The sequence below is a fragment of the Amycolatopsis sp. SB7-3 genome (assembly GCF_041021335.1).
GTDB lineage: Bacteria > Actinomycetota > Actinomycetes > Mycobacteriales > Pseudonocardiaceae > Amycolatopsis > Amycolatopsis japonica.
Genome location: NZ_JBFPJQ010000003.1, coordinates 323,007 through 349,343, shown reverse-complemented (window position 1 = coordinate 349,343; position 26,337 = coordinate 323,007). Strand labels below are relative to the sequence as shown.

General features: G+C 70.2%; 18 protein-coding genes. 9 read left to right on the top strand and 9 right to left on the bottom strand.

What is annotated here, in order from left to right:
• Positions 1-20: 20 nt before the first annotated feature.
• The 3 genes from AB8M46_RS26210 to AB8M46_RS26200 all read left to right on the top strand — a co-directional run bounded on the left by AB8M46_RS26210 (position 21) and on the right by AB8M46_RS26200 (position 3,057).
• Positions 21-593: a TetR/AcrR family transcriptional regulator gene (locus AB8M46_RS26210; RefSeq protein WP_394361947.1), complete on the top strand. Its 573-nt coding sequence runs from the start codon at positions 21-23 to the stop codon at positions 591-593.
• Between the two features lie 8 nt (positions 594-601).
• On the top strand, positions 602-1,738 hold the full coding sequence (locus tag AB8M46_RS26205; protein WP_394361946.1) for an SGNH/GDSL hydrolase family protein: 1,137 nt from the start codon (positions 602-604) through the stop codon (positions 1,736-1,738).
• 224 nt (positions 1,739-1,962) lie between these two features.
• A complete protein-coding gene (locus AB8M46_RS26200) occupies positions 1,963-3,057 on the top strand; it encodes a S1 family peptidase (RefSeq protein ID WP_394361945.1) in 1,095 nt (364 codons plus the stop codon).
• Positions 3,058-3,075: 18 nt separating this feature from the next.
• Here AB8M46_RS26200 and AB8M46_RS26195 read toward each other — a convergent pair whose 3' ends face one another.
• Positions 3,076-3,972 (bottom strand): LysR family transcriptional regulator, encoded by an 897-nt coding sequence (locus tag AB8M46_RS26195; protein ID WP_394361944.1) that lies wholly within the window; start codon positions 3,970-3,972, stop codon positions 3,076-3,078.
• An 80-nt stretch (positions 3,973-4,052) separates the two neighbouring features.
• Here AB8M46_RS26195 and AB8M46_RS26190 point away from each other — a divergent pair, with 80 nt between their 5' ends.
• Together AB8M46_RS26190 and AB8M46_RS26185 are read left to right on the top strand one after the other, a co-directional pair.
• A complete protein-coding gene (locus tag AB8M46_RS26190; protein ID WP_037336683.1) occupies positions 4,053-4,460 on the top strand; it encodes a hypothetical protein in 408 nt (135 codons plus the stop codon).
• A complete protein-coding gene (locus tag AB8M46_RS26185; protein ID WP_394361943.1) occupies positions 4,457-6,025 on the top strand; it encodes a multicopper oxidase family protein in 1,569 nt (522 codons plus the stop codon). The genes AB8M46_RS26190 and AB8M46_RS26185 overlap by 4 nt, the downstream gene beginning before the upstream one ends.
• Here AB8M46_RS26185 and AB8M46_RS26180 read toward each other — a convergent pair.
• Genes AB8M46_RS26180 through AB8M46_RS26170 form a run of 3 tightly spaced genes read right to left on the bottom strand, consistent with a single transcriptional unit; the run spans position 6,022 to position 10,830 of the window.
• Positions 6,022-6,759 (bottom strand): fumarylacetoacetate hydrolase family protein, encoded by a 738-nt coding sequence (locus tag AB8M46_RS26180; RefSeq protein WP_394361942.1) that lies wholly within the window; start codon positions 6,757-6,759, stop codon positions 6,022-6,024. The genes AB8M46_RS26185 and AB8M46_RS26180 overlap by 4 nt on opposite strands.
• Positions 6,756-9,653 carry an FAD-binding and (Fe-S)-binding domain-containing protein gene (locus AB8M46_RS26175; RefSeq protein WP_394361941.1) on the bottom strand — a complete coding sequence of 966 codons (2,898 nt, stop codon included), beginning with the start codon at positions 9,651-9,653 and terminating at the stop codon, positions 6,756-6,758. Before AB8M46_RS26175 ends, AB8M46_RS26180 begins: the two co-directional genes overlap by 4 nt.
• Before the next feature lie 10 nt (positions 9,654-9,663).
• Complete coding sequence (locus AB8M46_RS26170) at positions 9,664-10,830, bottom strand: pyridoxal-phosphate-dependent aminotransferase family protein (protein ID WP_378428684.1); 1,167 nt, start codon at positions 10,828-10,830, stop codon at positions 9,664-9,666.
• Between the two features lie 155 nt (positions 10,831-10,985).
• Between AB8M46_RS26170 and AB8M46_RS26165 the strand changes: the two genes are divergently transcribed.
• Complete coding sequence (locus tag AB8M46_RS26165; RefSeq protein ID WP_394361940.1) at positions 10,986-12,299, top strand: SLC13 family permease; 1,314 nt, start codon at positions 10,986-10,988, stop codon at positions 12,297-12,299.
• A gap of 305 nt (positions 12,300-12,604) precedes the next feature.
• Here the strand turns inward: AB8M46_RS26165 and AB8M46_RS26160 are convergent, their stop codons facing one another.
• Positions 12,605-13,342 (bottom strand): GntR family transcriptional regulator, encoded by a 738-nt coding sequence (locus AB8M46_RS26160; RefSeq protein WP_378429499.1) that lies wholly within the window; start codon positions 13,340-13,342, stop codon positions 12,605-12,607.
• Between the two features lie 112 nt (positions 13,343-13,454).
• On the opposite strand from AB8M46_RS26160, the gene AB8M46_RS26155 reads away from it, so the two are divergent.
• Genes AB8M46_RS26155 through AB8M46_RS26145 form a run of 3 tightly spaced genes read left to right on the top strand, consistent with a single transcriptional unit; the run spans position 13,455 to position 15,401 of the window.
• Entirely contained in the window at positions 13,455-13,808 is a 354-nt protein-coding gene (locus AB8M46_RS26155) for a RidA family protein (protein WP_037336671.1), read from the top strand.
• The gene (locus tag AB8M46_RS26150) at positions 13,801-14,445 is read left to right on the top strand and encodes a transcriptional regulator (RefSeq protein WP_037336669.1); all 645 of its coding nucleotides are present in this window, start codon (positions 13,801-13,803) and stop codon (positions 14,443-14,445) included. Before AB8M46_RS26155 ends, AB8M46_RS26150 begins: the two co-directional genes overlap by 8 nt.
• A complete protein-coding gene (locus AB8M46_RS26145) occupies positions 14,442-15,401 on the top strand; it encodes a pyridoxal-phosphate dependent enzyme (protein ID WP_378429498.1) in 960 nt (319 codons plus the stop codon). Before AB8M46_RS26150 ends, AB8M46_RS26145 begins: the two co-directional genes overlap by 4 nt.
• A gap of 92 nt (positions 15,402-15,493) precedes the next feature.
• Here the strand turns inward: AB8M46_RS26145 and AB8M46_RS26140 are convergent, their stop codons facing one another.
• Genes AB8M46_RS26140 through AB8M46_RS26125 form a run of 4 tightly spaced genes read right to left on the bottom strand, consistent with a single transcriptional unit; the run spans position 15,494 to position 26,220 of the window.
• Complete coding sequence (locus tag AB8M46_RS26140; protein WP_038514788.1) at positions 15,494-16,471, bottom strand: alpha/beta hydrolase family protein; 978 nt, start codon at positions 16,469-16,471, stop codon at positions 15,494-15,496.
• A 13-nt stretch (positions 16,472-16,484) separates the two neighbouring features.
• Positions 16,485-18,050, bottom strand: a complete 1,566-nt coding sequence (locus AB8M46_RS26135; protein WP_394361939.1) for an acyl-CoA carboxylase subunit beta — start codon at positions 18,048-18,050, stop codon at positions 16,485-16,487.
• A complete protein-coding gene (locus tag AB8M46_RS26130; protein WP_394361938.1) occupies positions 18,047-24,466 on the bottom strand; it encodes an SDR family NAD(P)-dependent oxidoreductase in 6,420 nt (2,139 codons plus the stop codon). Before AB8M46_RS26130 ends, AB8M46_RS26135 begins: the two co-directional genes overlap by 4 nt.
• Positions 24,463-26,220, bottom strand: a complete 1,758-nt coding sequence (locus AB8M46_RS26125) for a fatty acyl-AMP ligase (RefSeq protein WP_394361937.1) — start codon at positions 26,218-26,220, stop codon at positions 24,463-24,465. The genes AB8M46_RS26130 and AB8M46_RS26125 overlap by 4 nt, the downstream gene beginning before the upstream one ends.
• Positions 26,221-26,337 lie beyond the last annotated feature (117 nt).

Below are 26,337 nucleotides of genomic sequence, written 5' to 3'. Positions count from 1 at the left end.
ACTATGGTACGGTGGTAGTCATGGCGAGAGCGGGACTGACCACGGAACGGGTGGTCCAGGCGGGTGCGGAACTCGCCGACGAGATCGGTTTCGAGCACGTGACGCCCACGGAGCTCGCGAAGCGGTGCGGTGTCAAGACGGCGAGCCTGTACTCGCACGTGAGGAACGCCCACGAGCTGAAGACCGAGATCGCCCTGCTGGCCTTGGCCGAACTCGCCGATCGCGCCGCCACCGCGGTGGCGGGCCTGGCAGGCAAGGACGCGTTGATCGCCTTGGCGAACGTCCACCGTGACTACGCGCTCGAACACCCCGGCAGATTCACCGCCGCGAGATTCCGGCTCGCCCCGGAGAAGGCGTCCACCAGCGCCGGTGTCCGGCACGCCGAACTGATGCGGGCGATCCTGCGCGGCTACGACCTGGCCGAGCCGCACCAGACGCACGCGGTCCGGCTGCTGGGCAGCGTGTTCAGCGGCTTCGTGGGCCTGGAGTCCGCCGGAGGCTTCAGCCACAGCACCCCCGGCCCGCAGGAGAGCTGGACCGAGATCCTCGACGCGCTCGACGTTTTGCTGCGCGCTTGGCCCCGAACGAAATGAACGGAAGAATGCTCACCACTCCGATCAGCGCCGACCTCGTCCGCGGCGCGCTGGACCTCGAACACACCGAACGCGGCGTGCTCCCCCACCGGCTGCCCGCCAGGGCCAGGCAGCAGATCCCCGACGGTCAGCTGGCCATGGCGGAAGCGCAGCCGTCCGGGGTGCGACTGGTCTTCCGCAGCACGGCGACGCTCGTCGAACTGGACGTCCTGGCCACCAAACGGGTCTTCACCGGCACGCCGCCCCGGCCCGATGGTGTCTACGAACTGCTCGTCGACGGACGGCTCGCCGGGCGGGCGAGCGTGACCGAAGGCGACACGATCACCGTCGACCTGGCCACCGGCGCCGCGCGGCACCAGCCCGGCCCCGTCCGCACGCTGCGGTTCGACGGCCTGTCCGGGCACGATAAGAACGTCGAGATCTGGCTGCCGCACAACGAAACGACGCAGCTCGTCGCCTTGCGCACCGACGCGTCCGTCCACAGTGTCCAGTCACCCGATGGCGAGACGTGGTTGCACCACGGCAGCTCCATCAGCCAAGGCTCCAACGCCGCGACCCCGACCGGGATCTGGCCCGCCACGGCCGCGGCCATCGCCGGAAAGGAACTGGTCAACCTCGGTTTCGGCGGCAGTGCGCTGCTCGACCCGTTCACCGCGCGCGCGATGCGGGACACGGCGGCCGACTTCATCAGTCTCAAGATCGGGATCAACGTCGTCAACGCCGATCTGATGCGGCTGCGCGCGTTCGGCCCGGCGGTGCACGGTTTCCTGGACACCATCAGGGAAGGCCATCCCACCACGCCGTTGCTGGTCGTCTCGCCGCTCTACTGCCCCATCCACGAGCACACGCCGGGGCCCGGCGAATTCGACCCGGACGCCTTGCGGGAAGGAAAGGTGCGGTTCAGGGCGACCGGTGATCCCGCGGAGACCGCCGCGGGAAAGCTGACCCTCACCGTGATCCGCGACGAACTCGCCCGCATCGTCAAGGAGCGGAGCGATCCGCACCTGCGTTACCTCGACGGCCTCGAGCTGTACGACGAGGCGGACCATGCCGAGCTGCCGCTGCCCGACCACCTCCATCCGGACGCGGCCACGCACCGGCTCATCGGGGAACGCTTCGCCCGCCTGGCTTTCGACGCCTCGTGAGACCCATCGTTTACTGTGCGCGTCAAGCCCGGTAGCACCCGGTGCGGCTACCTATTTTTCTTCCTGTCCAACGAAAGTCGGTATCCGCCACCGGTGCGGCGGCTCACCATGATCGGCACCGGATCACCGGTGCCGGGTCGCCTTGGCCGTGCCCGGCGACCCCACTGTGTCCAGTGCGGCCACCCCTCGCGCTGGATCCTCCCTCGCGAAAGTGAGTCACCGGTATGCGCACAAACCCCCTAGCCCGTACCGCCACCACACTGGTGGCCGCAGCCGCGGCCGTCGGCTTCCTCGCCCCGTCCACGGCCACCGCCACCACCATCGCGGGCTACTCCCCCACGGTGCAGCACGAGGCGGTGACGTCCCTCTCCGCCGAGGCCGGGATCAGCCAGGCCGCCGCGGTCGAGTTCCTCCGGACGCAGACGGCCAGTGTCGAAACGCTGCAGAAGGTCACCGCGTCGCTCGGCTCCCGTGCCGCCGACGGGTACCTCGACGACGCCGCCGAACCGGTGGTGAACGTGCTCGACCAGGCCGCCGCCGACCAGGTCACCGCGACCGGCGCGCGGGCCCGCGTGGTCAAGCACTCCACCGCGGCGCTCACGAGCGCGCAGAACGCCCTGCAGGCGCTGCCCACGGTCGCGCACACCTCGATCGGCCTCGACCCCAAGGCCAACCAGGTCGTGCTGACCGTCTCCGACGCCGCGAAGGGCACCGAGGCCCTCGTGAAGGCCGCGGAAGCGCTCGGCGACCGGGTCCGCGTGGAGCGGACCACCGGCGAGATGCACACCGCGATCTACAACGGCGAGGCCATCACCGGCGGCGGCACCCGCTGCTCGGTCGGCTTCAACACCAACCGCGGCGGCCAGAACTACATCCTCGACGCCGGCCACTGCACCCGCGCGGTCTCGCAGTGGAACGTCGGGCCGTCGCAGGGCGCCAGCTTCCCGACCAACGACTACGGCCTGATCCGCAACACCACCGGCAGCGCGCCGGGCGCGGTCACCCTGTGGAACGGCTCCACCCAGCGGATCGCCTCCGCCGGTTCGGCCACCGTCGGGCAGCGGATCAGCAAGAGCGGCAGCACCACCCGGCTCACCTCGGGTTCGGTGCAGCGGCTGAACGTCACGGTGAACTACGCCGAAGGCTCGGTGTACCAGCTGATCCAGACCAGCGCGCTGGTCAACCCCGGCGACTCGGGCGGCTGCCTGTTCTCCGGCAGCGTCGGGCTGGGCATCACCTCCGGCAAGGGCAGCGGCACCTCGTACTTCCAGCCGATCGGCGAGGCGCTGAGCGCCTACAGCGTCACGCTCAACCCGTAAGCCCGTTCCGGGCCCCGGTCACCGCGACCGGGGCCCGGCCGGTGCGTGGAAGTGCTCGACGACGTGGTCGCGGAAGCGTTGTGCCGCGGCCGAAAGATAGGTGTCCTCGCGCCAGGCGACGCTGAGCACGCGACGGCAATCGGGATCGTCGACGTCGAGCCAGACCACCGTCTGGCTGGTCTCCGGCCGCAGTCCGAGCGACGGCACGAGCGCGAGACCGAGACCCGCGTCGATGAGCTGGAAGAGCACGGCGGCTTCGTCGCCCTCGCAGACGATGTGGAGTTCGAGCCCGGCCTTCGCGAACAGGCGCTCGACGAGCGCGCGCTGCCAGTAGCCGGGGCGCGTGGTGAGGAACGGCTCGCCTTCGAGGTCCGCCAGGCCGACGTGACCACGCCCGGCGAGCCGGTGCCCGGAAGGCACGCAGAGGAAGACCTGTTCGTCGAGCAGCACGCGGCTGCGGAGGTCGTTGCCCGCCAAGGGTTGCGACGAGATGCACAGGTCGACGTCGCCGGATCGCAGCTTCTCGGTCATGCCCTCCGCCGACGCCTGGGACAGCCGGACGTCCACCAGCGGATGCCCGGGCACGAACGTGCGAAGCGGATCGGTGAGGGCGAGCAGGCTTTCGGCCGCGACGGTGACGGTGCCACGTTCCAGCCCGGCGGCATCGTCGAGCTCCTGACGGGCGTCGTCGAGTTCGGCCAGCGCCCGGTCGACGCGGCGGAGGAACGCGGTGCCGAAGCGGTTGAGCCTGATCCGGCGGCCGTGCCGGTCGAACAGCGGTACGCCGAGTTCGTTTTCCAGTCTGGCCAGGGTCCGGCTGAGCGAGGGTTGCGCGACCCGCAGCTTCTCGGCCGCGCGGCCGACGTGTTCGAGCCGGGCGACGGTCTGGAAGTACCGGAGGGCCAGAAGATCCACTGCTGATACCTCACCTGTTATGAACAGATAACCGATCTTGTCTTGGACAGCATAAGGCCTCGGCTCTTACGTTCGATCGCGTGAGTGAAACCCTGACCAGCCCGAGCCGGAAGGCGAACGGGACGCTGGTGGTGAACCGGGTGCTGGTGAGCGCCCACGCCGTCGCGATCATCGGCCAGCCGGTGTTCGCGGGCGGCTACCTCGGCGGCGATTACGACATGCTCTGGCTGCACCGCTGGGGTGCCGACGCGGTCTCGTACCTGGCGTACGCGCAGATCATCGCGGCCTTGGTCCTCTGGCTGGTGCGCGGACCGCGCTGGCTGTTCTGGATCAGCCTGCTGCTCGCCGCGGGCGAGACCGGCCAGTACCTCGCCGGGATGGCGGGCGCGCTCGATCTGCACATCCCCCTCGGCGTCGCGCTGGTCACCGGAGCGGTGCTGACGACCATCGCCGTCTGGCGGCCGCAGATCTGGCGGGCACGCCGATGAGCCGCCGTCTTCCCCGCAGGACCTTCCTCGGGCTCGCCGGCGGGGCCGGTGTCCTCGCCGCCGCCGGGATCGCTGCTCCCCGCCTGCTCGCGCAAGGCGCGCCGGGGACCGGCGAGTTGCTGCGCAGCGGGGTCCCCTTGCCGGAACCCTTCCGGGTGCCGCTGCCGATCCCGCCGGTCCTGCGTCCACAAAGGACGGCCGACGCCGATCACTACACGGTCACCCAGCGGGCGGCGACGGCCGAGATCCTGCCCGGCGTCCGGACACCGATCTGGGGCTACGAAGGGATCTTCCCGGGTCCGACGATCGAATCGCGGCGAGACCGGACCGTAGTGGCGCACCATCGCAACGAGCTTCCCGTCCCGACCGTGGTCCACCTCCACGGCGGGCACACGCCCGCCGATTCCGACGGCTACCCGACCGATCTCGTCCTGCCGCGGTCCGGCTGGAACACCGCGCACGGCGGGCACGGCATGGTCGACGCCCGTGCCCGGATCTCGAACGGGGAGCGCGACTACGTCTTTCCGCTGCGGCAACGGGCCGCGACGCTGTGGTACCACGACCATCGCATGGATTTCACCGGTCCGGCCGTGTACCGGGGCCTGGCCGGATTCCACCTCGTCCGCGACGACGAGGAAGACGCCCTGGGCCTCCCGTCGGGCGAACGTGAACTGCCGCTGATGATCGCCGACCGTTCCTTCGACGAGCACGGCGAGTTCGCCTATCCCTCCCTCGACCGCTCGCTGCGGACCACACCGGGAGTCGAAAGTGCTTTCGTGGAGGGCGTTTTCGGTGACGTCATCCTCGTCAACGGCGCGCCGTGGCCGGTGCACGAAGTCGCGGCCGCGCGGTACCGGCTGCGTCTCCTCAATGGTTCCAACGCGCGGCGGTACGACCTGGCGCTCGACCCGCCGCCGCCCGGTGGAGGCGGTTTCGTGCAGATCGGCGCCGACCAGGGCCTGCTCGACGCACCGCGCGCACACGACCATCTCCCCATCGCCCCGGCGGAACGGTACGACGTCGTCGTCGACTTCGGCCGGTATCCGGTCGGCACCGAGGTCACCCTCGTGAACCGGCTCGGCACCGGCTCGACCGCCCAGATCATGCGGTTCGTCGTCGCGCGCCGTGCGGCGGACGACAGCCGGGTTCCCGCGAAGCTCAGCGACATCCCGCCGCTGCCCCGCGAGCAGGCCACGACCACGCGCGACTTCTCGTTCCGCGCGGGCGCCGTCCACGGTCGTTCGGGCTGGGTGATCGGCGGGGAGCCGTTCTCGCCGGACCTCATGTCGGCGAGCCCGCGCCTCGGCGACACCGAGATCTGGCGATTCGTCGCCGACATCCACCATCCCGTGCATCTGCATCTGGTGGGATTCCGGATCCTTTCGCGGGGCGGGCGGCCGCCGGGGCCATTCGACGGCGGTATCAAGGACACCGTCGATCTGGCCCCGGGCGAATCGGTCGAGGTCATCGCCCGCTTCGACGGCTATCGCGGCCGGTACGTCTTCCATTGCCACAACGCCGAACACGAGGACATGGCGATGATGGCGAACTTCGAGGTGGTCTAGCGGACCCGGTTGGTCAACTCCCCGATCCCCTCGATCGCGACGGTGACCTCGTCCCCCGGCTCCATCGGCCCGACCCCGGCCGGGCTGCCGGTGAGGACGACGTCGCCGGGGCGCAGGGTGAACCAGCGGGTCACCCACGCGAGGATCTCCGGCACACCGAAGATCATCTCCCGCGTGGTGGCCCGCTGGGCGAGCCGATCGTTGATCCGCGTGGTCACCGCGAGGTCTCCGTTCTCGATACCGGTGGTGATCCAGGGCCCGAGCGGCAGGAACGTGTCGGCGCTCTTGGCCCGCGCCCATTGACCGTCGGCCCGCCAGTCGTGCGCGGTGACGTCGTTGGCGCAGGTGTAGCCCAGGACGTGCGCCAAAGCGTTTTCGACGGTCAGGTTCCGCGCGGTCCTGCCGATGACGACGGCCAGTTCGCCCTCGTACTCCAGGCGTTCGACCTGTCGCGGGTGCAGGATCGGCCGCCCCGGACCGGTGACGGCGTTCGGGGCCTTGAGGAACAGGGCGGGCCGCTCGGGCCACGGGCGGCCCTTTTCCTTCAGCTGGCAGGGATAGTTGCTGCCAACGCAGACGATCGTGCGCGGCTCGCACGGCGCGAGCAGCCGGACCCCGGACAGCGGGCCGACGACCTCGCCAGGGCCGGTGACCGGGTCGTACGCGCGGACGACGTCACCTTCGACGCAGCCCGTCCTGGCGGCCTCCTCCCGGCCGAAGCGGATCAGTCTCATGCCGGCCCGCCGAGCGCTTCACGGACCAGTTCGAGCGGATGCCACGCCGTACGGCCGGCCCCGTGGAAGATCTGCTGACGGCACGAAACGCCGGTGGCGGCGACCAGTGTTCCGGCCGGTTCCCGCTCCAGCGCGGGGAAGAGCCGGTCGCGGCCGACGGCCATCGAGGTCTCGTAATGCTCGGCCTCGAAGCCGAACGAACCCGCCATCCCACAGCATCCGGAGTCGATCTCGGCGACCTCCAGCCCCGGGATACGGCGCAGGAGCGCCATCGTGGCGGCGGTGCCGACCTCCGCCTTCTGGTGACAGTGGCCGTGGAAGACCACGCGCCGCCCGCTCAGCCACGATCGTTCCGGCAGGTTCAGCCTGCCGTCGTCGATGGCCTCGACGAGCAGTTCCTCGACCTGGCGGACCCGCTCCTCGACCTGCCGCGCTTCGGGAAGATCCGGCAGCAACGCCAAAGTCTCGTCGCGCAAGGTGAACACGCACGACGGCTCACAGCCGACGATCGGCGATCCCGGTTCGGTGTCACGCGCCAAGGACGTGACCAATCCAGTGGCCTTCTTCTTGGCGTCCTCCAGCAGGCCTTTGGACAGGCTCGACCGTCCGCAGCAGCCCCCGGACGCGAGTTCCACCGCCCAGCCCGCGGTTTCGAGCAGTTCGATGGCCGCCTTGCCGATCTGCGGTTCGGTGAAGGTGGTGAAGGAATCCGCGAGCCAGTTCACCGTGCCCGCCGTCCCCGGCGCCGTCACCCGGCGGCGATTCCAGCGCACTAGGTTGTCCCGTGCGAACTTCGGCAGCGGACGTTCGGCCTTGATGCCGACGGCCCGTTCCATGAGTTTGCGGAGCGGCTCGATCCGACCGGGCACATTGGACAGTGGCGCGGTCGCCGAGCCGAGCCGGTTGAGGAACCGGATCGAGCCGAAGATCCGCGACCGCAGCGGGGTGCCGTGCTCCTCGTGGTGCTGGTGCAGGGTTTCGGCCTTGAGCGAGGCCATGTCGACGCTCATCGGGCATTCGCTCTTGCACGCCTTGCACATCAGGCACAGGTCGAGGATCTCGTGCAGGCGTTCCCCGCCGAGTGCGGCCTTCGGATCCGGTTCGGAAAGCGCCTTGACCAGTGCGTTGGCCCGGCCGCGCGTGGAATGTTCCTCCTGCAGGGTGACCTGGTACGACGGGCACATCACCCCGCCAGTGGTCTTGCGGCACAACCCGATGTTCATGCAGCGGTCGGCGGCGTCGCGCATCCCGCCGACGACCTCGAACGACAGCATCGTCCGCAACGGCGGCGCGGGCGGCAGGGCGTCGCGGTCGCGCAGGTTCTCGGTCATCGAGGGCGCGTCGACGATCTTGCCGGGGTTCATCGTGCCCACGGGATCGAAGAGTTTCTTGACCTGGCGCATGGCTTCGTAGAGTTCGTCGCCGAAGATCTCGCGGTTGAACTCCGAGCGGGCGAGGCCGTCGCCGTGTTCGGAGGAGTTCACGCCGCCGAATTCGGCCACGAGATCCTTGATCTTCTCCGCGACCGCGCGCATCGTGTCGACCTGCGCGGGGTCGGTGAGGTCGACGAACGGCCGGATGTGCAGGCAGCCGACCGAACAATGGCCGTAGAACCCGGCTTCGAGCCGGTGCTCGTCGAGGATTTCCTTGAACCGCGCGGTGTATTCCGCGAGGTGCTCGGGGTCGACGGCGGTGTCCTCGATGAACGCCAGCGGCCGCTTGGTCCCCTCGCCCGCCGCCATCAGCAGGCCGAGACTGGACTTGCGCACCTTGAGCAGCGCCGCCTGTTCGGCGGCCGTGACGAGTTTGAGCGTGTGGTAGCCGTGCCCGTTACGCTCCCAAAGCGCGGCCACCTCGTCGAGTTTGGCCGCCAGCACGGTCTCGTCGTCGCCGGAAAACGACACGAACAGCAGTGCCTCCGGATCACCGACGAGATGGTTGCCGAGATCGGCGTACTCGATCTTCCGCCGTGACAGATCGAGGATCGTCTTGTCCATCATCTCGACCTGATGCGGCCCGCAGCTGAGCGCGTCGAGCGTCGCCGAAATGGCGCCGTGCGTCGTCTCGAAATGTCCGACCGCGTAGACGGTCTTCCTCGGCTTGGGCACCAGATCGACTTCGATCCGGGTGGCCAGCACGAGCGTGCCCTCCGCGCCGACGACGAATTTGGCGAGGTCGAAGGGTTTGTCGTCGCCGTATCCGGAGAGCCGGTCGAGCCGGTAGCCGCACGCCCGCCGCCAGAACATCGGCATGCCCTTGGCGATGGCGTCCTCGTGCGCGGTGACGAGTTCGGGGAGTTCGCGGTAGATACGGCCTTCGAGCGTGTCCGCCTCGGCGCGCCGCAGGCGTTCGGTCTCGCTCACCGGTTCCAGGCGGGCGGTGGAACCGTCGGCGAGGACGACGTCCAGCGCGCGGACGTGGTCGATGGTCATCCCGAAGGTCAGCGACCCGGAACCCGCCGAGTTGTTGCCGACCATGCCGCCGATCGTGGCGCGGTTGCTGGTGGAGGTGTCGGGCCCGAACATCAGCCCGTGCGCGGCCGCCGCCTGGTTGAGCTGGTCCTGGACGACGCCGGGTTCGACGACGGCGGTCCGCGCGACGGGATCGAGGGCGATGATCCGGTTCATATGCCGCGACAGATCGAGCACCAGACCGGGGCCGACGGTCTGCCCGGCCAGGCTGGTACCCGCCCCACGCGGGACGACGGGCACGCCGAACTCCGCCGCGGTGGCGACGGCCGCGGCGACGTCCTCCTGATCGACGGGGAACACGACCCCGCGCGGCATGATCGAGTACATGCTCGCGTCGCGGGAGAACAGGTGGCGCGTGTAGTCGTCGAAGGCGACTTCCCCGGTGATCCGCGCACGCAACGCGTCTTCGAGAAGGCTGGTCATCGGCGGGCCCTCAGTCGTTCTGCAGCAGTTCGAGGGCGTCCTGCAGCCCGCGTGGATCGGCCGGGGCGCCGGCGAGTGTCAGTCCCATTTGGACTCCCGCGAGGGTGCCGGCGAGGGTGAGATCGTTGAACGCGCCGAGATGCCCGATCCGGAAGATCTTCCCGGCGAGTTTTCCCAGTCCCGCGCCCAAGGACAGGTCGAACCGGTCGAGGATGATCGCGCGGACCTTGTCGGCGTCGATCCCCTCGGGCATCAAGACGGCGGTCAGCGCGCCGGAATGCTCGCGCTCGTCCTGGCACAGGACCTCCAGGCCCCAGCCGCGGACGGCGGCACGTGTGGCGGCCGCGTGCCGGGCGTGGCGTGCGAAGACGTTCTCGAGCCCCTCGTCGTAGAGCAGGCGCAAGGCCTCCCGCAGGCCGTACATGAGGTTCGTATTGGGGGTATAGGGGAAGAATCCGCGTTCGTTCGCGGTGAGCATCGGACCCCAGTCCCAGAAGATCTTCGGCAGGCTCGCGGTTTTGGCGGCGTCGAGGGCCTTGTCGCTGATCGCGTTGAAACTCATGCCCGGCGGGAGCATGAGGCCCTTCTGTGAGCCCGCGACGGTGACGTCGACACCCCATTCGTCGTGCCGGTAGTCGATCGAGCCCAGCGACGAGATGGTGTCGACGAGCAGGAGCGCGGGATGTCCGGCGGCGTCGATCGCGGCGCGGATCTCCGGGATCCGGCTGGTGACACCGGTGGAGGTCTCGTTGTGGACCACGCAGACCGCCTTGATCCGGTGCGCGGTGTCGGCGGCGAGCCGGTCGGCGACCACCCCGGGGTCGGCACCACGTCGCCAGTCACCGGGCACGAAGTCGACGTGCAAGCCGAGCCCCTGCGCCATTTCTTGCCACAGCGTGGCGAAATGGCCGGTCTCGAAAGCCAGGACGGTGTCGCCGGGGCTGAGGGTGTTGGTGAGCGCCGCTTCCCACGCGCCGGTCCCAGTGGCGGGATAGATGACGACCGGGTTCGTGGTGCCGAAGACGGGCTTGATGTCACGCAGCAGCCGCGTCGCCAGCTCCTGGAACTCCGGTCCGCGGTGGTCGATGGTCGCCGCCGACATCGCCCGGAGCACCACGTCGGGCACGTTCGTCGGCCCGGGGATCTGCAGGAAGTGCCGTCCGGCCGCGTATGTCATGTGCGCCTCCACGCTCGGCTTCGAAGGTTTCGGGAACGGGACCTTGGTCTCGCCGCTTGAACGGTATACCGTGTACCGAACTCCGTCGAGGGGGTACCCGGAACTACTTCGACCCGATTCCCTGAATGTGTCAGCGCCGACCGCAGAGGATTCCGATGTCCATACAACTCGTCACCGTCGTGGCGCTCGCCCTGGTCTTCCTGATCGCGACCGTGCTCCCCGTCCACATGGGAGCGTTGGCGTTCGTCGCCGCCTTCGTGATCGGCACGGTCTTCGCCGGGGAGAGCACCGACGACATCGTCTCGGGCTTTCCCGGCGATCTCTTCGTCATCCTGGTCGGGGTGACGCTGCTGTTCGCGATCGCCAAAGGCAACGGCACCGTCGACCGGCTCGTGCGTCTGGTGGTGCGCGCCGTCGGCGGCCGGATCGCCCTGATCCCGTGGGTGATGTTCGTGGTCACCGCGGCCTTGACCGCGGTCGGCGCGGTGGTGCCGGCGGCGGTGGCGATCATCGCGCCGATCGGGATGGGATTCGCCCGCCGCTACTCGATCAACCCGATGCTGATGGGCCTGCTGATCATCAACGGCGCCAGCGCTGGCGGCTTCTCCCCCATCAGCATCTTCGGCAGCATCGTCAACGGCGTCGTCGCCCGCGACAACCTGCCGAGTGATCCGGGGCTGCTGTTCGCGTCGTCGTTCGTCTTCAACCTGGTGCTGAGTGTCGTGGTGTTCTTCCTCTTCGGCGGCCGCGAACTGATCCGCCGGTCGTCGGCCAAGCCCAAGATCGCCGCGCTCGCGCACAGCGGTTCCTCGGGGGTGACGACGTTGACCGGCACACCTTCCAGCGGTGGCACCGAGGAGCCCGAGGAACGCCTTCCGCTCACGCGCGACCATGTGTTCACGCTGATCGGACTGGCGGCGCTGGCAGTGGGCACGCTGGTGTTCAAACTCGACGTCGGCTTCACCGCGCTGACCGTGGCGACCGTGCTGTCACTGGTCTCGCCGGGATCGGCCAAGGCGGCCGTCGGCGAAGTGGCGTGGCCGACGGTGCTGTTGATCTGCGGGATCGTCACCTTCGTCTCACTGATGGAGCGGGTCGGCACGATCGACTGGCTCGGCACCCTGGTGACGCGGATCGGTTCGCCGCTGCTGGCCGCGATCCTGATCTGCGCGATCGGTGCGGTGGTCTCGGCGTTCGCGTCGACGACCGGGATCCTCGGCGCGCTCATCCCGCTCGCGGTTCCGTTCCTGCTGGCGGGCGAGGTCGGCGCGGTCGGCATGATCATCGCGCTGGCGATCTCGTCCTCGGTCGTCGATTCGTCGCCGTTCTCCACCAGCGGCGCGCTGGTCGTGGCCAACGCGCCCAGCGGGCAGAACGACAAAGTGTTCCGGGGCTTGATGATCTGGGGATTCAGCATGTGCGCGATCGCGCCGATCGCGACCTGGCTGTTGTTCATCCTGCCCAGCTGAGGCTCAAACATAGCGTGATCGAACCCCTGCCACGCGGGATTCCGGAATGACTCGCCGGGATCACCCGGCGACATGTGTCCACAATGGACACGTTGCGCGAACTATCCGCCCGATTGATGTCATGATGTCCGGTTCCCGCAGGGGTCGTGAGTGGTAAAGAGGGTTAGAACGACCATTGCCACTCACGACCCGCGGGCAATACTGCGCAAAGTGCCCAAATCAGACGTTGCGATCTCAACAAGTGTCCTTTTTGGACAGTTCGAGGGGTACACCAGGTATCACTCACGACCAACCCGCGCCCTCGGCTACCGGCTCCGGCGCTCCTCCAGCCAGCGTTCCGAGTCGGGGGTGCCGCCGTCGAGCTGATCCACCACCGCGTCGAGGAAGCTGCCGTGACCGTGATCGGCCAGCGCCCGCAACACCGCTTCGGGATCTCCACCCTCGATGATCGTGAGCAGCTCGCGGTGCCGTTCGACGTTCTGCATCAACGATTCGCCGTCACGGCGGGCGCTGCGATTGAGGGCCATGCACAGCTGCATCTGCAGGGAAAGCGCGCGATAGGCCTCGGTGACCCGCTCGTGCCCGGCCAGCGCGACGATCGACTGGTGGAAGTCGTACTTCCGTTGCGTGAAAACACCTTCGTCGCCGTCGCGGCCCGCCTGCTCGAACGCCGCGAGGGCGTCGCGGCACGCTTGCAACCGCTCAGGCGAGCGGACGGGGATCCCGATCCGGACGGCGAAGGCTTCGAGTTCTTCGCGCAGGGTGACGATTTCGTAGACGTCGTGGCGGGTCAGCGGGCGGACGATGACACCACGCCGCGGATGGGGCACGACGAGTCCCTCGAACGCCAAGACCTGTAACGCTTCGCGCAGCGGCGGGCGGGACACCCCGAGCCGCTCGGTGAGTTTGGCCTCGACCAAACGCGTGCCGGGCGGGAGTTCGCCGGAAAGTATCATCGCGCGCAGCGCCCGGGTGGCCAGGTCGGCCATGCTCGGCGGCGCGACGATCCGGCCGTCCTCGTCCTGCACGGAACTCATGGTCATACGGACCCCTCCCTGTCTGTATACGGTATATCAATCACCGTCTTCGCGCGTGAGCGGTAGGTCACTTCATATTCGGTTGGACAATCCGTCCAGCACTTATACAGTCGGTCTCGTGACCAACGAGCATCCGTATCCGCCCGCCTTCCGCAGCGGCGACCTGGTTTCCGTGTCCGGACGGCTCGGCGTGACCGAGACCGGGGCGCTGGTGTCCGGCGGATTCGACACCGAATGCCCGCAGGCCTTCGCCAACCTCGACGCCGCGCTGCGTTCGGTGGGCGCGACCCGCGCGGACGTGGTGAAGGTCGTCGTCTACCTGACCGACATCGCCGACCGCGACGGCCTCAACCGGGTCTACGAGGAGTTCTTCTCCGAGCCCAGGCCGGCCCGTACCTGTGTCGGGGTCGCGTCCCTGCCGTACGGCGGCGTCGTCGAAGTCGAGGCCCTGGCCCGAGTACGCGATGTCTGAGCAGGACGCGATCCTCGACGCGCTCGCCCCGGTCGCCGACGGCATCGCGGCGACGCTCGGCTCGTTCTGCGAGGTCGTGGTGCACGACTTCCGCCGTCCGGAACAGTCGGTGGTCGCGATCGCCGGCTCGGTCACCGACCGCACCGTCGGCGGATCGATGAGCGAGATCGGCATGGGCCTGCTCGCCCGCGGCGACGACGCCGAAGACCAGCTGAACTACGTCACACGGACGGCGTCCGGGAAGCTCGTGAAGTCTTCGACCATGCTGCTGCGCGACAGCGGCGGCTCGGTGTTCGGGGCATTGTGCGTGAACCTCGACGTCACCGCGCTGGGGCAGCTGCGGACCCTCGTCGGCGAACTCGCCGATGTCGGCACCGCCGCCGAAACGCCGACCACCACCTTCGGCGACGACGTCGACGCGGTGGTCGACGCGATCGTCGACGAGCACCAACTCCGGCTGAACAAACCGTGGACCGCGCTCAGCCGCGAAGAACGTCTCGATCTGTTCCGCAGCCTGCACGCGCGTGGCGTCTTCGCCGTGCGGCGGGCCGTTCCCCAGGTCGCGGCGCGGATCGGGATCTCCCGCGCCTCCGCCTACAACTATCTCGCCGAAATCCGTGAACAAGGAGCATCATGACCGCCCCCGTGACCATCGACGACATCCGCGACGCGGCCGCCCGCCTGGCCGGGGTCGCGCACCGGACCCCGGTCGTGCGTTCCCGCACCCTCGACGAGCTCGTCGGCGCCGAGGTCTTCATCAAATGCGAGAACCTTCAGCGCGTCGGAGCCTTCAAGTTTCGCGGCGCGTACAACGCCGCCTCGCGGCTCTCGCCGGAACAGCTGGCCAAGGGTATCGCCGCGTACTCCTCGGGCAACCACGCTCAGGCCGTCGCCCTGGCCGCGCGCGAACTCGGGAGCAGCGCGGTCATCCTGATCCCGGAGGACACCCCGCAGTCCAAAAAGGACGCCACCGCGGGTTACGGCGCCGAGATCGTCACCTACGACCGGTACACCGGCGACCGCGTCGCCATCGGAGAGGCGCTGGCGGCCGACCGCGGTCTCGCGCTCATCCCGCCCTACGAGCACCCGCACGTGATCGCGGGACAGGGCACCGCGGCGCTGGAACTGCTGGAGGACACCGATTCCCTGGACACGCTCGTCGTCCCGGTCGGCGGTGGCGGCCTGATCGCGGGCAGCTCGACCGCCGCGAAGGCCGTGCGGCCCGGTATCCGGGTGGTCGGCGTCGAACCCGCCGCGGGTGACGACACCAAACGCTCGCTGGAGGCGGGGGAACGCGTGTCGATCCCGGTGCCGCGGACCATCGCCGACGGCCAGGCCGCTTCCGTCCCCGGCGAACTGACGTTCTCGATCAACCGGCGGCTCGTGGACGACATCGCGCTGGTCACCGACGAGCAGGTCCGGGACGCGATGCGGTTCGCGTTCGAACGGCTGAAGCTCGTCATCGAACCGAGCGGGGCGACCGGGCTCGCCGCGCTGCTCAGCGGCCGGATTCCCGCCTCGGGCCGGGTCGGGGTGATCATCAGCGGCGGGAACGTCAGCCCGGAACGCTTCGCCGAACTGATCGCCGGCTGACCTCTCCGCATTTAGTCCTCTGAATGCGGCCGTCCGTGGAGGCCTCCTTGAGGGACCCTGGGTCCCTCAAGGAGGCCTTCACGGACTTGCGCTCACAGGCCGAGCCCGCCCGCCAGCACCGGCCAGGAGTTCCGCAGCGCCCGCTGCCAGTAGGGCCAGCTGTGCGTACCGTCGCCGTAGTAGTCGACGGTCGCCGGAATCCCCTTGGCCTTCAACCGATCCGTGAAGGTCACCGACGAAGCCAGCGCCTGGGGTTCGAAGATATCGGACTGGCCCGGCGGGTCGAGCGGGCCGGTCTTGCCGTTCCCGCACGAGATGTAGAGCGCCGTGCCGCGCAAGCCGTCGATGTTGTCGTACGGGTTGTTCGCCGTCCAGATCGGCCGCATCCCCCAGCTGTCGCCCCAGAGCTCCAGGTAGTTGAAGATCCCCGCGCGGGCCAGGATCCCCTGGATGAACAGCGGCGCGCCCTGGTTGAGCGTGTTCGGCACCCCGCTGTAGGACGCCGCCGCGGTGAACATCCCCTTGTGCTTGTACGAATACGCGAGCGCGCCGTACCCGCCGATCGACAGTCCGGCGACCGCACGGCGGGTGCCCGCCCGGTAACCGCGTTCGACGATCTGCCGCACTTCCAGCGTGTGGAAGGTGTCCCAGTCGGGAGTGCTCCTGAGCCCGAAGTTCCACCACTTCGTGTACATACCGGCCGGGCCGCCCGTCGGCATGACGACGAGGGCGTCCTTGTCCGCGGTGAACGCCTTGACGTCGGTGAACTGGTCCCACGAGCGGTAGTCGACCGGTTCGCAGCAGCCGTGCAGCAGGTACAGCGTCGGCCACGTCCGCGTGGGCTGCGCGGCCCAGCCGGTCGGCACCAGCAGGCGGACCATGCCGGTGGTGCCGAGCGCGGGCGAACTGATCTTGAGGTCGACCGTGCGCGCGTCCAGCCAGGTCTCCTCGACGACCTTCGCCCCGTTGTCGGCGGAGACCGGCGCGGGCGCCGCGCTCGCCGGGATCGAGCTTCCGAGCAGGGCCACCATGGCCAGCGCCAGCAGACCCCACCGCCGGGTTCGCTTCATCACTTCTCCTCGCTCACAACGGGATGTTTCCGTGTTTCTTGGCCGGGAGGATCTGCCGTTTGGTCCGCAGCGCGTCCAGGGCCCGCGCCACTTGAAGGCGGGTCTGCGACGGCGCGATGACCTGATCGACATAACCGCGTTCCGCCGCCACATAGGGGTTCGAATGCCGTTCCCGGTACGCCTCGGTGAGCCGCCGTCGTTCCGCGGTCCGCTGTTCCGGTGGCAGCGCGGCGAGTTCGTGCCGGTGCAGCACCCGCACCGCGCCCTCGGCGCCCATCACCGCGATCTCGGCGGTGGGCCACGCCAGGTTGACGTCCGCGCCGAGGTGTTTCGACCCCATCACCGCGTACCCGCCGCCGTAAGCCTTGCGGATCACCACGGTCACCTTCGGCACGGTCGCTTCGGCGTAGGCGTAGATCAGTTTGGCGCCGCGCCGGATGATCCCGTGCCGTTCCTGCGCCTCACCGGGCAGGTAGCCGGGGACGTCGGCGAGGGTGAGGATCGGGATGCCGAAGGCGTCGCAGAACCGGACGAAGCGCGCCGCCTTCTCCGAGGCGTCGATGTCGATCACGCCCGCCTGATGCCGCGGCTGGTTCGCCACGACCCCGACCGTGCGGCCCCGCACCCGGCCGAACGCGCAAATCATGTTCGGCGCGAAGGCACTGTGGATCTCGGTGAACTCGCCGTCGTCGACGAGCCGCGAGATCACCTCCGTCATGTCGTAGGCCTGGTTCAGCGAGTCGGGCACCAGGCGGTCGAGTTCGAGATCGGTGGCGGTGAGTTGCGGATCGGTCTCGTCGGCGTATTCCGGTGCGCCGTCGAGATTGTTGGACGGCAGGTAGCCGAGCAAGGTCTGCACCCAGTCGACGGCGTCGTGCTCGTCGGCGGCCCGGTGATGGGCGTTCCCGGAGACCTCGCTGTTCACCGCGGCGCCGCCGAGCCGCTGGGCGGAGACCCGCTCGCCGCTGACGGCGTGGACGACGTCGGGGCCGGTGACGAACATGTGCGCGGTCTCGTCCACCATCACGGTGAAGTCGGTGATCGCCGGCGAGTACACCGCCCCGCCCGCACACGGCCCCATGATCAGCGAGATCTGCGGGATGACCCCGGACGCGAGCGCGTTGCGCCTGCCGAGTTCGGCGTAATAGGCCAGCGAGACGACGCCTTCCTGGATCCGGGCGCCGCCGGAGTCGTTGATGCCGACCACGGGACAGCCCAGCGTCATCGCCAGGTCCATCACCTTGAGGACCTTCTCGCCGAAGACCTCGCCCATGCTGCCGCCGAACACGGTGAAGTCCTGCGAGAAGACGCAGACCTGCCTGCCGTCGACGGTGCCGTGCCCGGTCACCACGCCGTCGCCGTACGGGCGGTTGGCGTCCATCCCGAACTCGGTGCACCGGTGCCGGGCGAACTGGTCGAGCTCGACGAAGGAATCCTGATCCAGCAACAGTTCGACGCGTTCGCGCGCGGTCAGTTTGCCCTTGGCGTGCTGCCGGTCGACCGCCCGTTTCTCGGCGATCCGGAGATCTTCCCGGCGGGCGGCGAGGTCCGCGATCCGGAACGCCGTCGTGTCGGTCATGGCCGCGCCGCCTTGGGCGCCCCGAGCCGGGCCGCGAGCGCGGCGGCGACCACCTCGACGTGTGGCGGGTCGATCATCGACAGGTGATCGCCCGGCACCCGCACGACCTCCAGATCCGCGCAAAAGGCGTCCCAGCCGAGGGCTTCGTCGGTGCGCAGGTACCGCGGATCGAGGGTGGTGGTCAGCGGATGCGGCTCCTGCGCGCGTATCAGCAGCACCGGCCCGGCATACGGTTCCGGCTGGTACCGTTCGGCCACGCGTGCGTCCACATAGGACTCGTACTGGTGCCGCAGCACACCGTGCCCCATCCCGGGCACCTGTGCGGCGAGGCTGCTGATCACCAGCCGGATCTGTTCGTCGTCGCCGAGCCGGACGAGGTCCTCGCGCGGGATGTCCAGCGGGACGCCGTAGGTCCGCTCGACGTGTTCGGCGAAGCGGTCGAACCGGTCCAGCAGGATCTCGTGCGCCGGCTTCCCCGGCTCGGGCAGCGGCAGGATGCTGTCGATCATGAACACCAGATCGACCCGCTCCCCCGCCGCCGTCAGCCGCCTGGCGGTTTCGTAGGCGAGGCAGCCGCCGAACGACCAGCCACCCAGCCGGTACGGGCCTTGCGGCTGGATTTCCCGGATCAGCTCGAGATAGCACTCGGCCTTGTCCTCGACCGTGTCCTCTTCGTCGATCCGTTCCAGCCCGTAGACGGGCCTGCCCTCCGGCAGCAGACGGACGAGCCCTTCGTAGACGCTCGTCGGACCACCCGCCGGATGGAACAGGAACACCGGATCCGCACCGCCCTCGCGCAGTGGCCGGACAGGGCTGCCTCCGCGTCCCTCGATCGCGTCGCGCAGCAGATCGGCCATCGCGGCGATCGTCGGCGTCGCGAACAGCCCTTCGGGGACCGCTCCGAGCTGCCCGGCGAAAACGACGCGCAGCCTCTCGGCCGCCTCGGCGTCACCACCGACGGCGAAGAAGTCGTCGTGGACGCCGGGTTCCGCGCCGCCGAGTTCCGCCTGCCAGTGCCGGGCGATCCAGCGCTCGGCCGGATCGCGGGGCCCGACGACCGCACTCGGTCCGGCAGGCCGCGAGCCCGCCTCGCCGAACCCGGCCTGTTCCGCGAGATGGTCGGCGAGTTCGCCGAGGCTCGCGCCACGCAGCAGCAGCGGGATCGGCAGCGGCAGACCGAAATCGCGTTCCACGACTCCCCTGGCGCGCATGGCGGTGAGGGAGTCCAAGCCGAGCCGGGTGAGCGGCGCGTTCCGGTCGATCTCGTCCGCAGCGAGGCCGAGCATCCCGGCGACGAGCCCGGCCAGGTAGTCGGCGAGCATCTCGCGGGCCGCTTCGGGCAGGACGGCCCGCAGCGCGTCCAGTCCGTCCCAAGTGGACTGTCCGGTGACCGGTTCGTCGCCAGGTACCAGGATTTCGAAGAAGGGCCGTCCGGCGAGCCGCGGAAACAGGGCCAGGACGGTCCCGGCGTCGACGCGGGCGATCCCGGTCGAGGGGCGGTCGCGTCGCAGCACGGCGTCCAGCGCCGCCAGCGCCTCCTCCGTACCGAGCGGTTCGAGGACGGGGTTGCGGTTGCCGACGGCCGCTCCGGCCTCGCCCCAGGCACCCCAGCCGATGGTCGCCGCCGGCAATCCGGCGGCCCGGCGCCATGCGACGAGCGCGTCCACCCACGCGTTCGCGGTGGCGTAGGCGGTCTGCCCCGGCGATCCGAACAGTGCGGCCGCCGACGAGTACGTCAGCCACCAGTCGAGTTCGTGGCCCGCCGTCGCTTCGTGCAAACGCCACGCCCCCAACGCTTTCGCCCGCCAGACGGCCTCGACGGCGTCGTCGTCGAGGCTGACGGCGGCACCGTCGGACAACACACCGGCCGCGTGCAGGACACCACGCAACGGCAGGCCGCCCTCGGTTGCCGCCGCGACCAGCGCTTCGGCCGTCCCTGGCGCGGCGATGTCAGCCGCCACCACGCGGACGTCGACGCCCTGGTCACGCAAATCCGCCAGCATCGGTTCGACGGCGGGGCTCGCACCACGCCGTCCGGAGAGGACGAGCCTGGTCGCGCCGCGTCCGGCCAGCCAATCCGCCGCGACCAGGCCGAGGCCGCCGAGGCCACCGGTGATCACGTAAGCGCCTTCGCGCACCACGGTTTCACGTCCGGGCTCGCCGAGTTCCGGCCGGGCCAGCACCCGGGTGTAGCGCACGCCCTCGCGCCAGGCGATCTCGTCGTCCGGCGCGTCCGCGCGGAGCTCCGCCGCCAGCTTGGCGACCCAGAGCAGGGCGGGATCCGGCTCGGCGTCGAAGTCGACCTGGCTCGCCCGCAGTTCGGGATGCTCGAAGGCGAGAACACGGACGAGTCCGCGCAGCCATGCCTGACCGGGGTCTCCGCGCTCGCCGGGTTCGACGGCCGACGCGCCCGCGCTGACGAACCACAACCGCGGCTCGCCCTCGGCCAGCTCGGCGACGACCCCAGAGAGCGTCGCGACCATCCGCGTGTCCCGCATCGGATCGGGCTCACCGGACTCGACGCAAACCAGGACTCCCGTGACCTCACGGGCTCGCAGGGCTTCCGCCAGCGCCGCCCGATCCCCGAGCGGAACGGTCACCAGTTCGTCCCCGGCGAGCCGGACACGCAACGCCGTCAGCCACGGCGCGTCCTCGTGCAGGACGACCCAACGGCGCGGGCCCGCCGCGGCCGGCGGCAGGTCGGCCTGCCGCCAGACCGTCTCGAACAGCAGGTCCGCCATCGGCACCGGCAGCGCCGAACGCTGGAACCGGCGGCAGTAGACCTCGCGGAACTCGACCAGGACGACACCGTCGGCGTCGACCAGCTGGACCCCGCCGACCAGGCCGTCCCCCGCCGGATCGAGCGAGTCGAGTACGGCGTCGACCCGGACACCGCGGCGTGGGTCGCCGGTGAGCACGACCTCGCCCAAGGTCAGCGGCAGAAACACGCCATCGGCTTCGCGCAGCACGTCCCCGGCGGCCGCGGCCAGCGCGTGCAGGCAGGCGTCGGCGATCACCGGATGCAGCACGTACGCCGGATCGTCGGCGGGCAGGGTGATCGACGCCGAGGCCCGGCCGGGCGCCGCCAGGACGTCGCGCAACCCGCAGAAAGCGGGACCGTAACTCTGCCCCATCCCGGCCAGCACCTGATACAGGTCGATCGGCCGGGCGTCGTCGCCGACCGCGCCGAACGGCACCACCGCGGTGTTCCCGTCGCGGACGCGGGCCGTGGCGTGCCGCACCCAGCCGCCGTCCGCGGACCGCGCGTAGACGTCCACTTCGGACGGTCCGGTGCGCAGGCTGGTCGTCACCTCGGTGTGCGCGGCCAGCGGGAGGACCCGGTGCAGTTCGAGCCCGCCGACGCGGAGCTGTCCGCCTGGCCGCAGGACCGACTTCGCCGCCGCGAGCGCGAGTTCCAGGAATCCGGCGGCGGGGAACAGCGGGACCCCCATCGCCGCGTGGTCGGCCAGCCAGGGCAGCGTCTCGGTCCCGACGTCCGCGCGCCACAGGTGCCCGCCGCCGGTCGGTTGTTCGATGTGGACACCCAGCAACGGATGCGTGCCACCGGATCGGTTCGCCGGGCGCCGCGGCCAGAACCGCCGGTGCCGCCAGCGCGGACCGGGCAGCTCGACCGGAAGCGGGCGGGGGTCGCCGTCGTCGAGTACGACGGGCAGCCCGAGGGTGTGGAGCCGGGCGAGCGTGGTCAGGAATGCCTGTCGCTCGTCGGCCTTGCGGCTCGCGGACGGCACCGCGAGCGCGCCGGTGCTCTGCTCGATCGCGGCCAGCGCCACCGGATGCGGCGAGATCTCGACGAACACGCCGTATCCGTCGGCGGTCGCCGCGGCCAGCGCCTGGCTGAACCGCACCGGACGCCGCAGATTCGCCGCCCAGTAGTCGACGTCGAACACCGGCATCCACTGTGGATCATCGAGAACGCTGCTGTAACAGGGGATCTCGACCGGTCTCGGGGACAGCCCGGCGAGCTCGGCGCGGAACCGGCCGAGCACGGCGTCGACGGCTTCCGAATGGCCCGCGCCGCCGACCGGAAGCCGCTTCGCCAGCCTGCCGAGGCTCTCGACGTGCGACACCAGCGCCTCGACCTGTTCGGCTCCACCGCTGACGGTGCACTGGACCGGCGAGGCGTAGACCGCGACCGTGATCCCGGGGAAGTCCGCTTCCAGATCGGCGAGTTCGGCCGGGGACAGCTCGACCACCGCCATCGCGCCGTCGCCGGAGGCGTCGACCTCGGCCAGCAGCCGGGCGCGGGTGGCCATCACGCGCAGACCGTCGGCGACGTCCAGCGCGCCCGCGACGACGGCGGCCGCGACCTCGCCCATCGAATGCCCGAGCACCGCGGCCGGGACGACACCGTGCGCACGCCAGAGCCCGGCGAGGGCGAGTTGCATGCCGAACAACGCGAGTTGCGTCGCGCCGAGGTCCGGCGGGTCGTAGTCGCCGGAAAACACCGCACGCAGGGAGAATCCGGCTTCGGCCCGGAACACCGGATCGAGTGCCTCCACCTCGGCGCGGAACGCGGGCTCGGTGTGCAGCAGGACACGGCCCATCCCGGGCCACTGGGAGCCGTAACCGGAGAAGACGAACACGACGTCGGACACGGGTGCGGCCTCGCCGAGGACGACGTCGGTGCTCTCGCGTCCGGCGGCCATCGCCCGCAAGGCGTCGGCCACCCGGTCGCGGCCCTCCGCGACGACCGCGCCACGGACGGGCAGGTGGTCCCGGCTCCTGGCCAGCGTCGCGGCGACCGTGTCCAGCGGGACGGACCGGTGGTCGGGGTCTTCGAGCCAGTCGGCCAGATCGGCGGCCCGCGCCCGGAGCACCTCGGCCGAACGAGCGGACAGCGCGAACACGTGCGCCCTCTCGGTTTCCTTCCCCTGGGCGGCGAACGACGCGGCAGGCCACTCTTCGAGGACGACGTGGGCGTTGGTGCCGCCGAAACCGAATGCCGAGACCCCGGCGCGTACGACGTCGGTGTAGCGCGGCCAGTTCGTCCCGGTGTCCACCACGCGGAGGCGGAGACCGGCGAAATCGATATGCGGGCTGGGTTCGTGATGATGCGGGGTCGGCGGCAGCCGCCGGTGGACCATCGCGAGGACGACCTTGATCAGCCCGGCCATCCCCGCCGCGCCTTCCAGATGCCCCAGGTTCCCCTTCACCGAGCCGATCAGGAGCGGACGGCCGGGTTCGCGGCCGGCGCCGAGCACCTCGCCGAGGGCGCCGGCCTCGATCGGGTCGCCCACCTCGGTCCCGGTCCCGTGCGCCTCCACGTAGTCCACAGAGGACGGTTCGACGCCGGCCGCCGCGTACGCGTCGCGCAACAGGTCCGCCTGCGCGCCGGGGCTGGGTGCCACGAGACCGTTCGACCGGCCGTCGGAATTGACCGCGCTGCCGCGGATCACCGCGAGCACCCGGTCGCCCGCGCGGCGAGCGGCCTTCAGTGGTCTCAGCACGATCACCCCGCAGCCCTCGCCGCGGGCGATACCGTCGGCGGCGGCGTCGAACGGTTTGCAGTGCCCGTCCGGGGCCAGCACCCCGGCCCGTTCGAAGGACGCGGTGACCGCGGGCGAGAGCAGCAGGTTCACCCCGGCGACGAGCGCCGTCCCGCATTCGCCGCGGCGGAGGCTCTGCACCGCCTGGTGCACGGCGACCAGCGACGACGAGCAGGCGGTGTCGAGGGTGAGGCTGGGGCCGCGCAGGTCGAACAGATACGACAGCCGGTTCGCGGCGATACTCGTCGCGGCTCCGGTGGCGGACCAGACGTCGACGGCGGCGGGATCGGCCATCGTCAGGTGGCCGTACTCGCCCGCCGACAGCCCGACGAACACCCCGGTCCGGCTCCCGCGCAGCGTGGACGGCGGGATCCCGGCGTGTTCCAGCGCCGCCCACGCGACTTCGAGCAGCATCCGTTGCTGGGGATCCATCGTCTCGGCCTCGCCCGGCGTGATACCGAAGAATTCGGCGTCGAAACCGGCGATGTCGTCGAGGAACCCGCCGCGGGCGGGGGTCTCCCAGCGGTCTTCCGGGACCTCGCGGATGCCGTCGCGTTCGGCGTCCAGGAGCCGCCAGTACCGCTCCGGGGAGTCCGCGCCGCCCGGCAGACGGCAGCCGACACCGACGATCGCGATCGGTTCCTCTTCACGGCCTTCACCGCCGACGGCCGTGGATTCCTCCACTGTGGACAGGCGGGCGGCGAGCGCGGTGATCGTCGGGTACTGCCACACCAGTGTCGGCGGCAACGGACGGCCGAGGTGCCTGCCCAGCTCCGCCGCCAGTTCCATCGACTCGCGTGAGGAAAGCCCGCTCTCGTGCAATGGCCGATCGGGATCGACCTGGTCGGCGGGCGAGCCGGTCCGTTCGGCCACCCGCGCGATGAGCCAGGCGCGGATCTCCGCGGTCACCCGAGCCGCCGCGCGGTCAGCGAACCGTCCAGATAGGACTTGCGGCAGAGCGCCCGGCTGATCTTGCCGCTGGAGGTGCGCGGGATCTCGCCCGGGGCGAGGAAGACGACGTCGTACGCCCGCAGGCCGTGCGCGGCCGAGACCGCCCGCCGGATCTCGCCGGTCGCCACGACGAGGTCGGCCTCGCTCCCCTTGGCACGCTCCGCCAGCACGACCGCCGCCTCGCCGTCTTCTCGCTCGATCGCGAACGCCGCGGCGGAATGCGGCCGGACCGCGGGATGGGTCTCCACGGTCTGCTCGATGTCCTGCGGATAGTGGTTGCGGCCGTCGACGATGACGAGATCCTTGAGCCTGCCGGTCATGAACAGTTCGCCCTCGTAGCGCACGCCGAGGTCCCCGGTCGCGAGCCAGCCCGCGCCGGACTCCGGATCGATCGGCGGCAGGCCGAAGACACCGTCCGCGGCCGGCCGTCCCCAATACCCCACTCCGACGTTCGGGCCGTTGACCTGGATCTCCCCCACCCTGCCGGGTTCGACCAGCGCGCCGGTGACCGGATCGGCGATCCGGACCCGTTGCCCCACCGGGAATCCGCACGAGACGAGCGTGGTGGACGCCGCGCCGGGAAGCGCGGGCGTCGCCAGGCCGGCGGCGAGCTGATCGCGGTCGAAGGCGACCTCTCGCGGCGCCTTGCCCGCCTCGGTGACGGACACGAGCACGGTGGCCTCGGCCAGCCCGTAGGACGACCGGTGCACCTCGGGGCGCAGCCCGCATTCCTCGAAAGCGCCGTGGAACTTCGCGATCGTCGACGGGAGGACCGGCTCGCTGCCGTTGATCAGCGAGACGACCCGGCTCAGTTCGAGGTAGCTCTTCTCGGCCTCGGTCACACGGGAAGCGCTGTAGGCGTAGGCGAAATTGGGTGCCGCGCTGATCGCGCCGGGGCTCGCCGAGAGCGCGCGCAGCCAGCGTGACGGGCGTTCGAGGAAGGCGAGCGGATCCATCAGGACCGACGACACGCCCGCCGCCATGGGCGCGCCGATCCCGAGGATCAGGCCCATGTCGTGGAAAAGCGGCAGCCAGCTGACCGTGGACGTCGTCCCGGTTTCGATCGCGTAGGCGTCGCACGCCTGGCGGGCGTTGGTGAGCGCGTTGCGATGGGTCAGCATCACGCCCGCCGGCGTCCTCGTGGAACCGGACGTGTACTGCAGGTACGCCAGTCCGTCCGGTTCCGGTCGCGGCCAGGAGCGGTCACCGGCCGCGACCGGAGCAGTGGTGTCGACGGCGAGCACGGCGGGGCGCTCGATCGCCGTCGAGGCGAGGAACCCGGCGGCGGCGTCGAGTCCGTCGGTGGTCGTGAGTACGACCCTCGGCGCGCAGTCGGCGAGCACGGCGGCCAGCCTGCCCGCGTGCCCGGGGAGGTCCGGGGCGAACAGCGGGACCGCGACCAGGCCGGCACGGATCGCGCCGAGGAAGGCGACGACGTAGTCGACGGACTGCCGCGCCAGGATCGCGGCCCGGTCACCGGCGCCGGTGAACGAGGTCAGCCGGGTGGCGAGGACGTCGACACGTTCGTCGAGTTCCCGCCAGGACAGGGTGATCGCCCGGCCGTCCGCTCCGGCGCGATGGTCGAGGTAGGTCACGGCGACCTCGTCGCCGAGCCGCCACGCCCAATACCTCAGCAGGGTCGCGAACGATTCCCCACCGGGTGCGTCGTCCGTGCCGCGGGCGGCGACGACCGTTTCCGAAATGGTTTCCATGGCCCCTCGTTTGACGACGTGAGCAGGAGCGGGTGAATTCGGAACGGCGCCGTTGCCGAAAGCGGATTCCATTCCGGAGACCGTTCTTTATCTGCCCGGAACTGTATGGACGTCCCG

What these genes read in the sequence shown, in the direction of transcription:
- AB8M46_RS26135 (WP_394361939.1), bottom strand. Translation starts at nt 18,050, where the DNA reads ATGACCGACACGACGGCGTTCCGGATCGCGGACCTCGCCGCCCGCCGG.
- AB8M46_RS26180 (WP_394361942.1), bottom strand. Translation starts at nt 6,759, where the DNA reads ATGAGACTGATCCGCTTCGGCCGGGAGGAGGCCGCCAGGACGGGCTGC.
- AB8M46_RS26185 (WP_394361943.1), top strand. Translation starts at nt 4,457, where the DNA reads ATGAGCCGCCGTCTTCCCCGCAGGACCTTCCTCGGGCTCGCCGGCGGG.
- AB8M46_RS26150 (WP_037336669.1), top strand. Translation starts at nt 13,801, where the DNA reads ATGTCTGAGCAGGACGCGATCCTCGACGCGCTCGCCCCGGTCGCCGAC.
- AB8M46_RS26165 (WP_394361940.1), top strand. Translation starts at nt 10,986, where the DNA reads ATGTCCATACAACTCGTCACCGTCGTGGCGCTCGCCCTGGTCTTCCTG.
- AB8M46_RS26125 (WP_394361937.1), bottom strand. Translation starts at nt 26,220, where the DNA reads ATGGAAACCATTTCGGAAACGGTCGTCGCCGCCCGCGGCACGGACGAC.
- AB8M46_RS26140 (WP_038514788.1), bottom strand. Translation starts at nt 16,471, where the DNA reads ATGAAGCGAACCCGGCGGTGGGGTCTGCTGGCGCTGGCCATGGTGGCC.
- AB8M46_RS26210 (WP_394361947.1), top strand. Translation starts at nt 21, where the DNA reads ATGGCGAGAGCGGGACTGACCACGGAACGGGTGGTCCAGGCGGGTGCG.
- AB8M46_RS26200 (WP_394361945.1), top strand. Translation starts at nt 1,963, where the DNA reads ATGCGCACAAACCCCCTAGCCCGTACCGCCACCACACTGGTGGCCGCA.
- AB8M46_RS26205 (WP_394361946.1), top strand. Translation starts at nt 602, where the DNA reads ATGCTCACCACTCCGATCAGCGCCGACCTCGTCCGCGGCGCGCTGGAC.
- AB8M46_RS26170 (WP_378428684.1), bottom strand. Translation starts at nt 10,830, where the DNA reads ATGACATACGCGGCCGGACGGCACTTCCTGCAGATCCCCGGGCCGACG.
- AB8M46_RS26175 (WP_394361941.1), bottom strand. Translation starts at nt 9,653, where the DNA reads ATGACCAGCCTTCTCGAAGACGCGTTGCGTGCGCGGATCACCGGGGAA.
- AB8M46_RS26160 (WP_378429499.1), bottom strand. Translation starts at nt 13,342, where the DNA reads ATGACCATGAGTTCCGTGCAGGACGAGGACGGCCGGATCGTCGCGCCG.
- AB8M46_RS26145 (WP_378429498.1), top strand. Translation starts at nt 14,442, where the DNA reads ATGACCGCCCCCGTGACCATCGACGACATCCGCGACGCGGCCGCCCGC.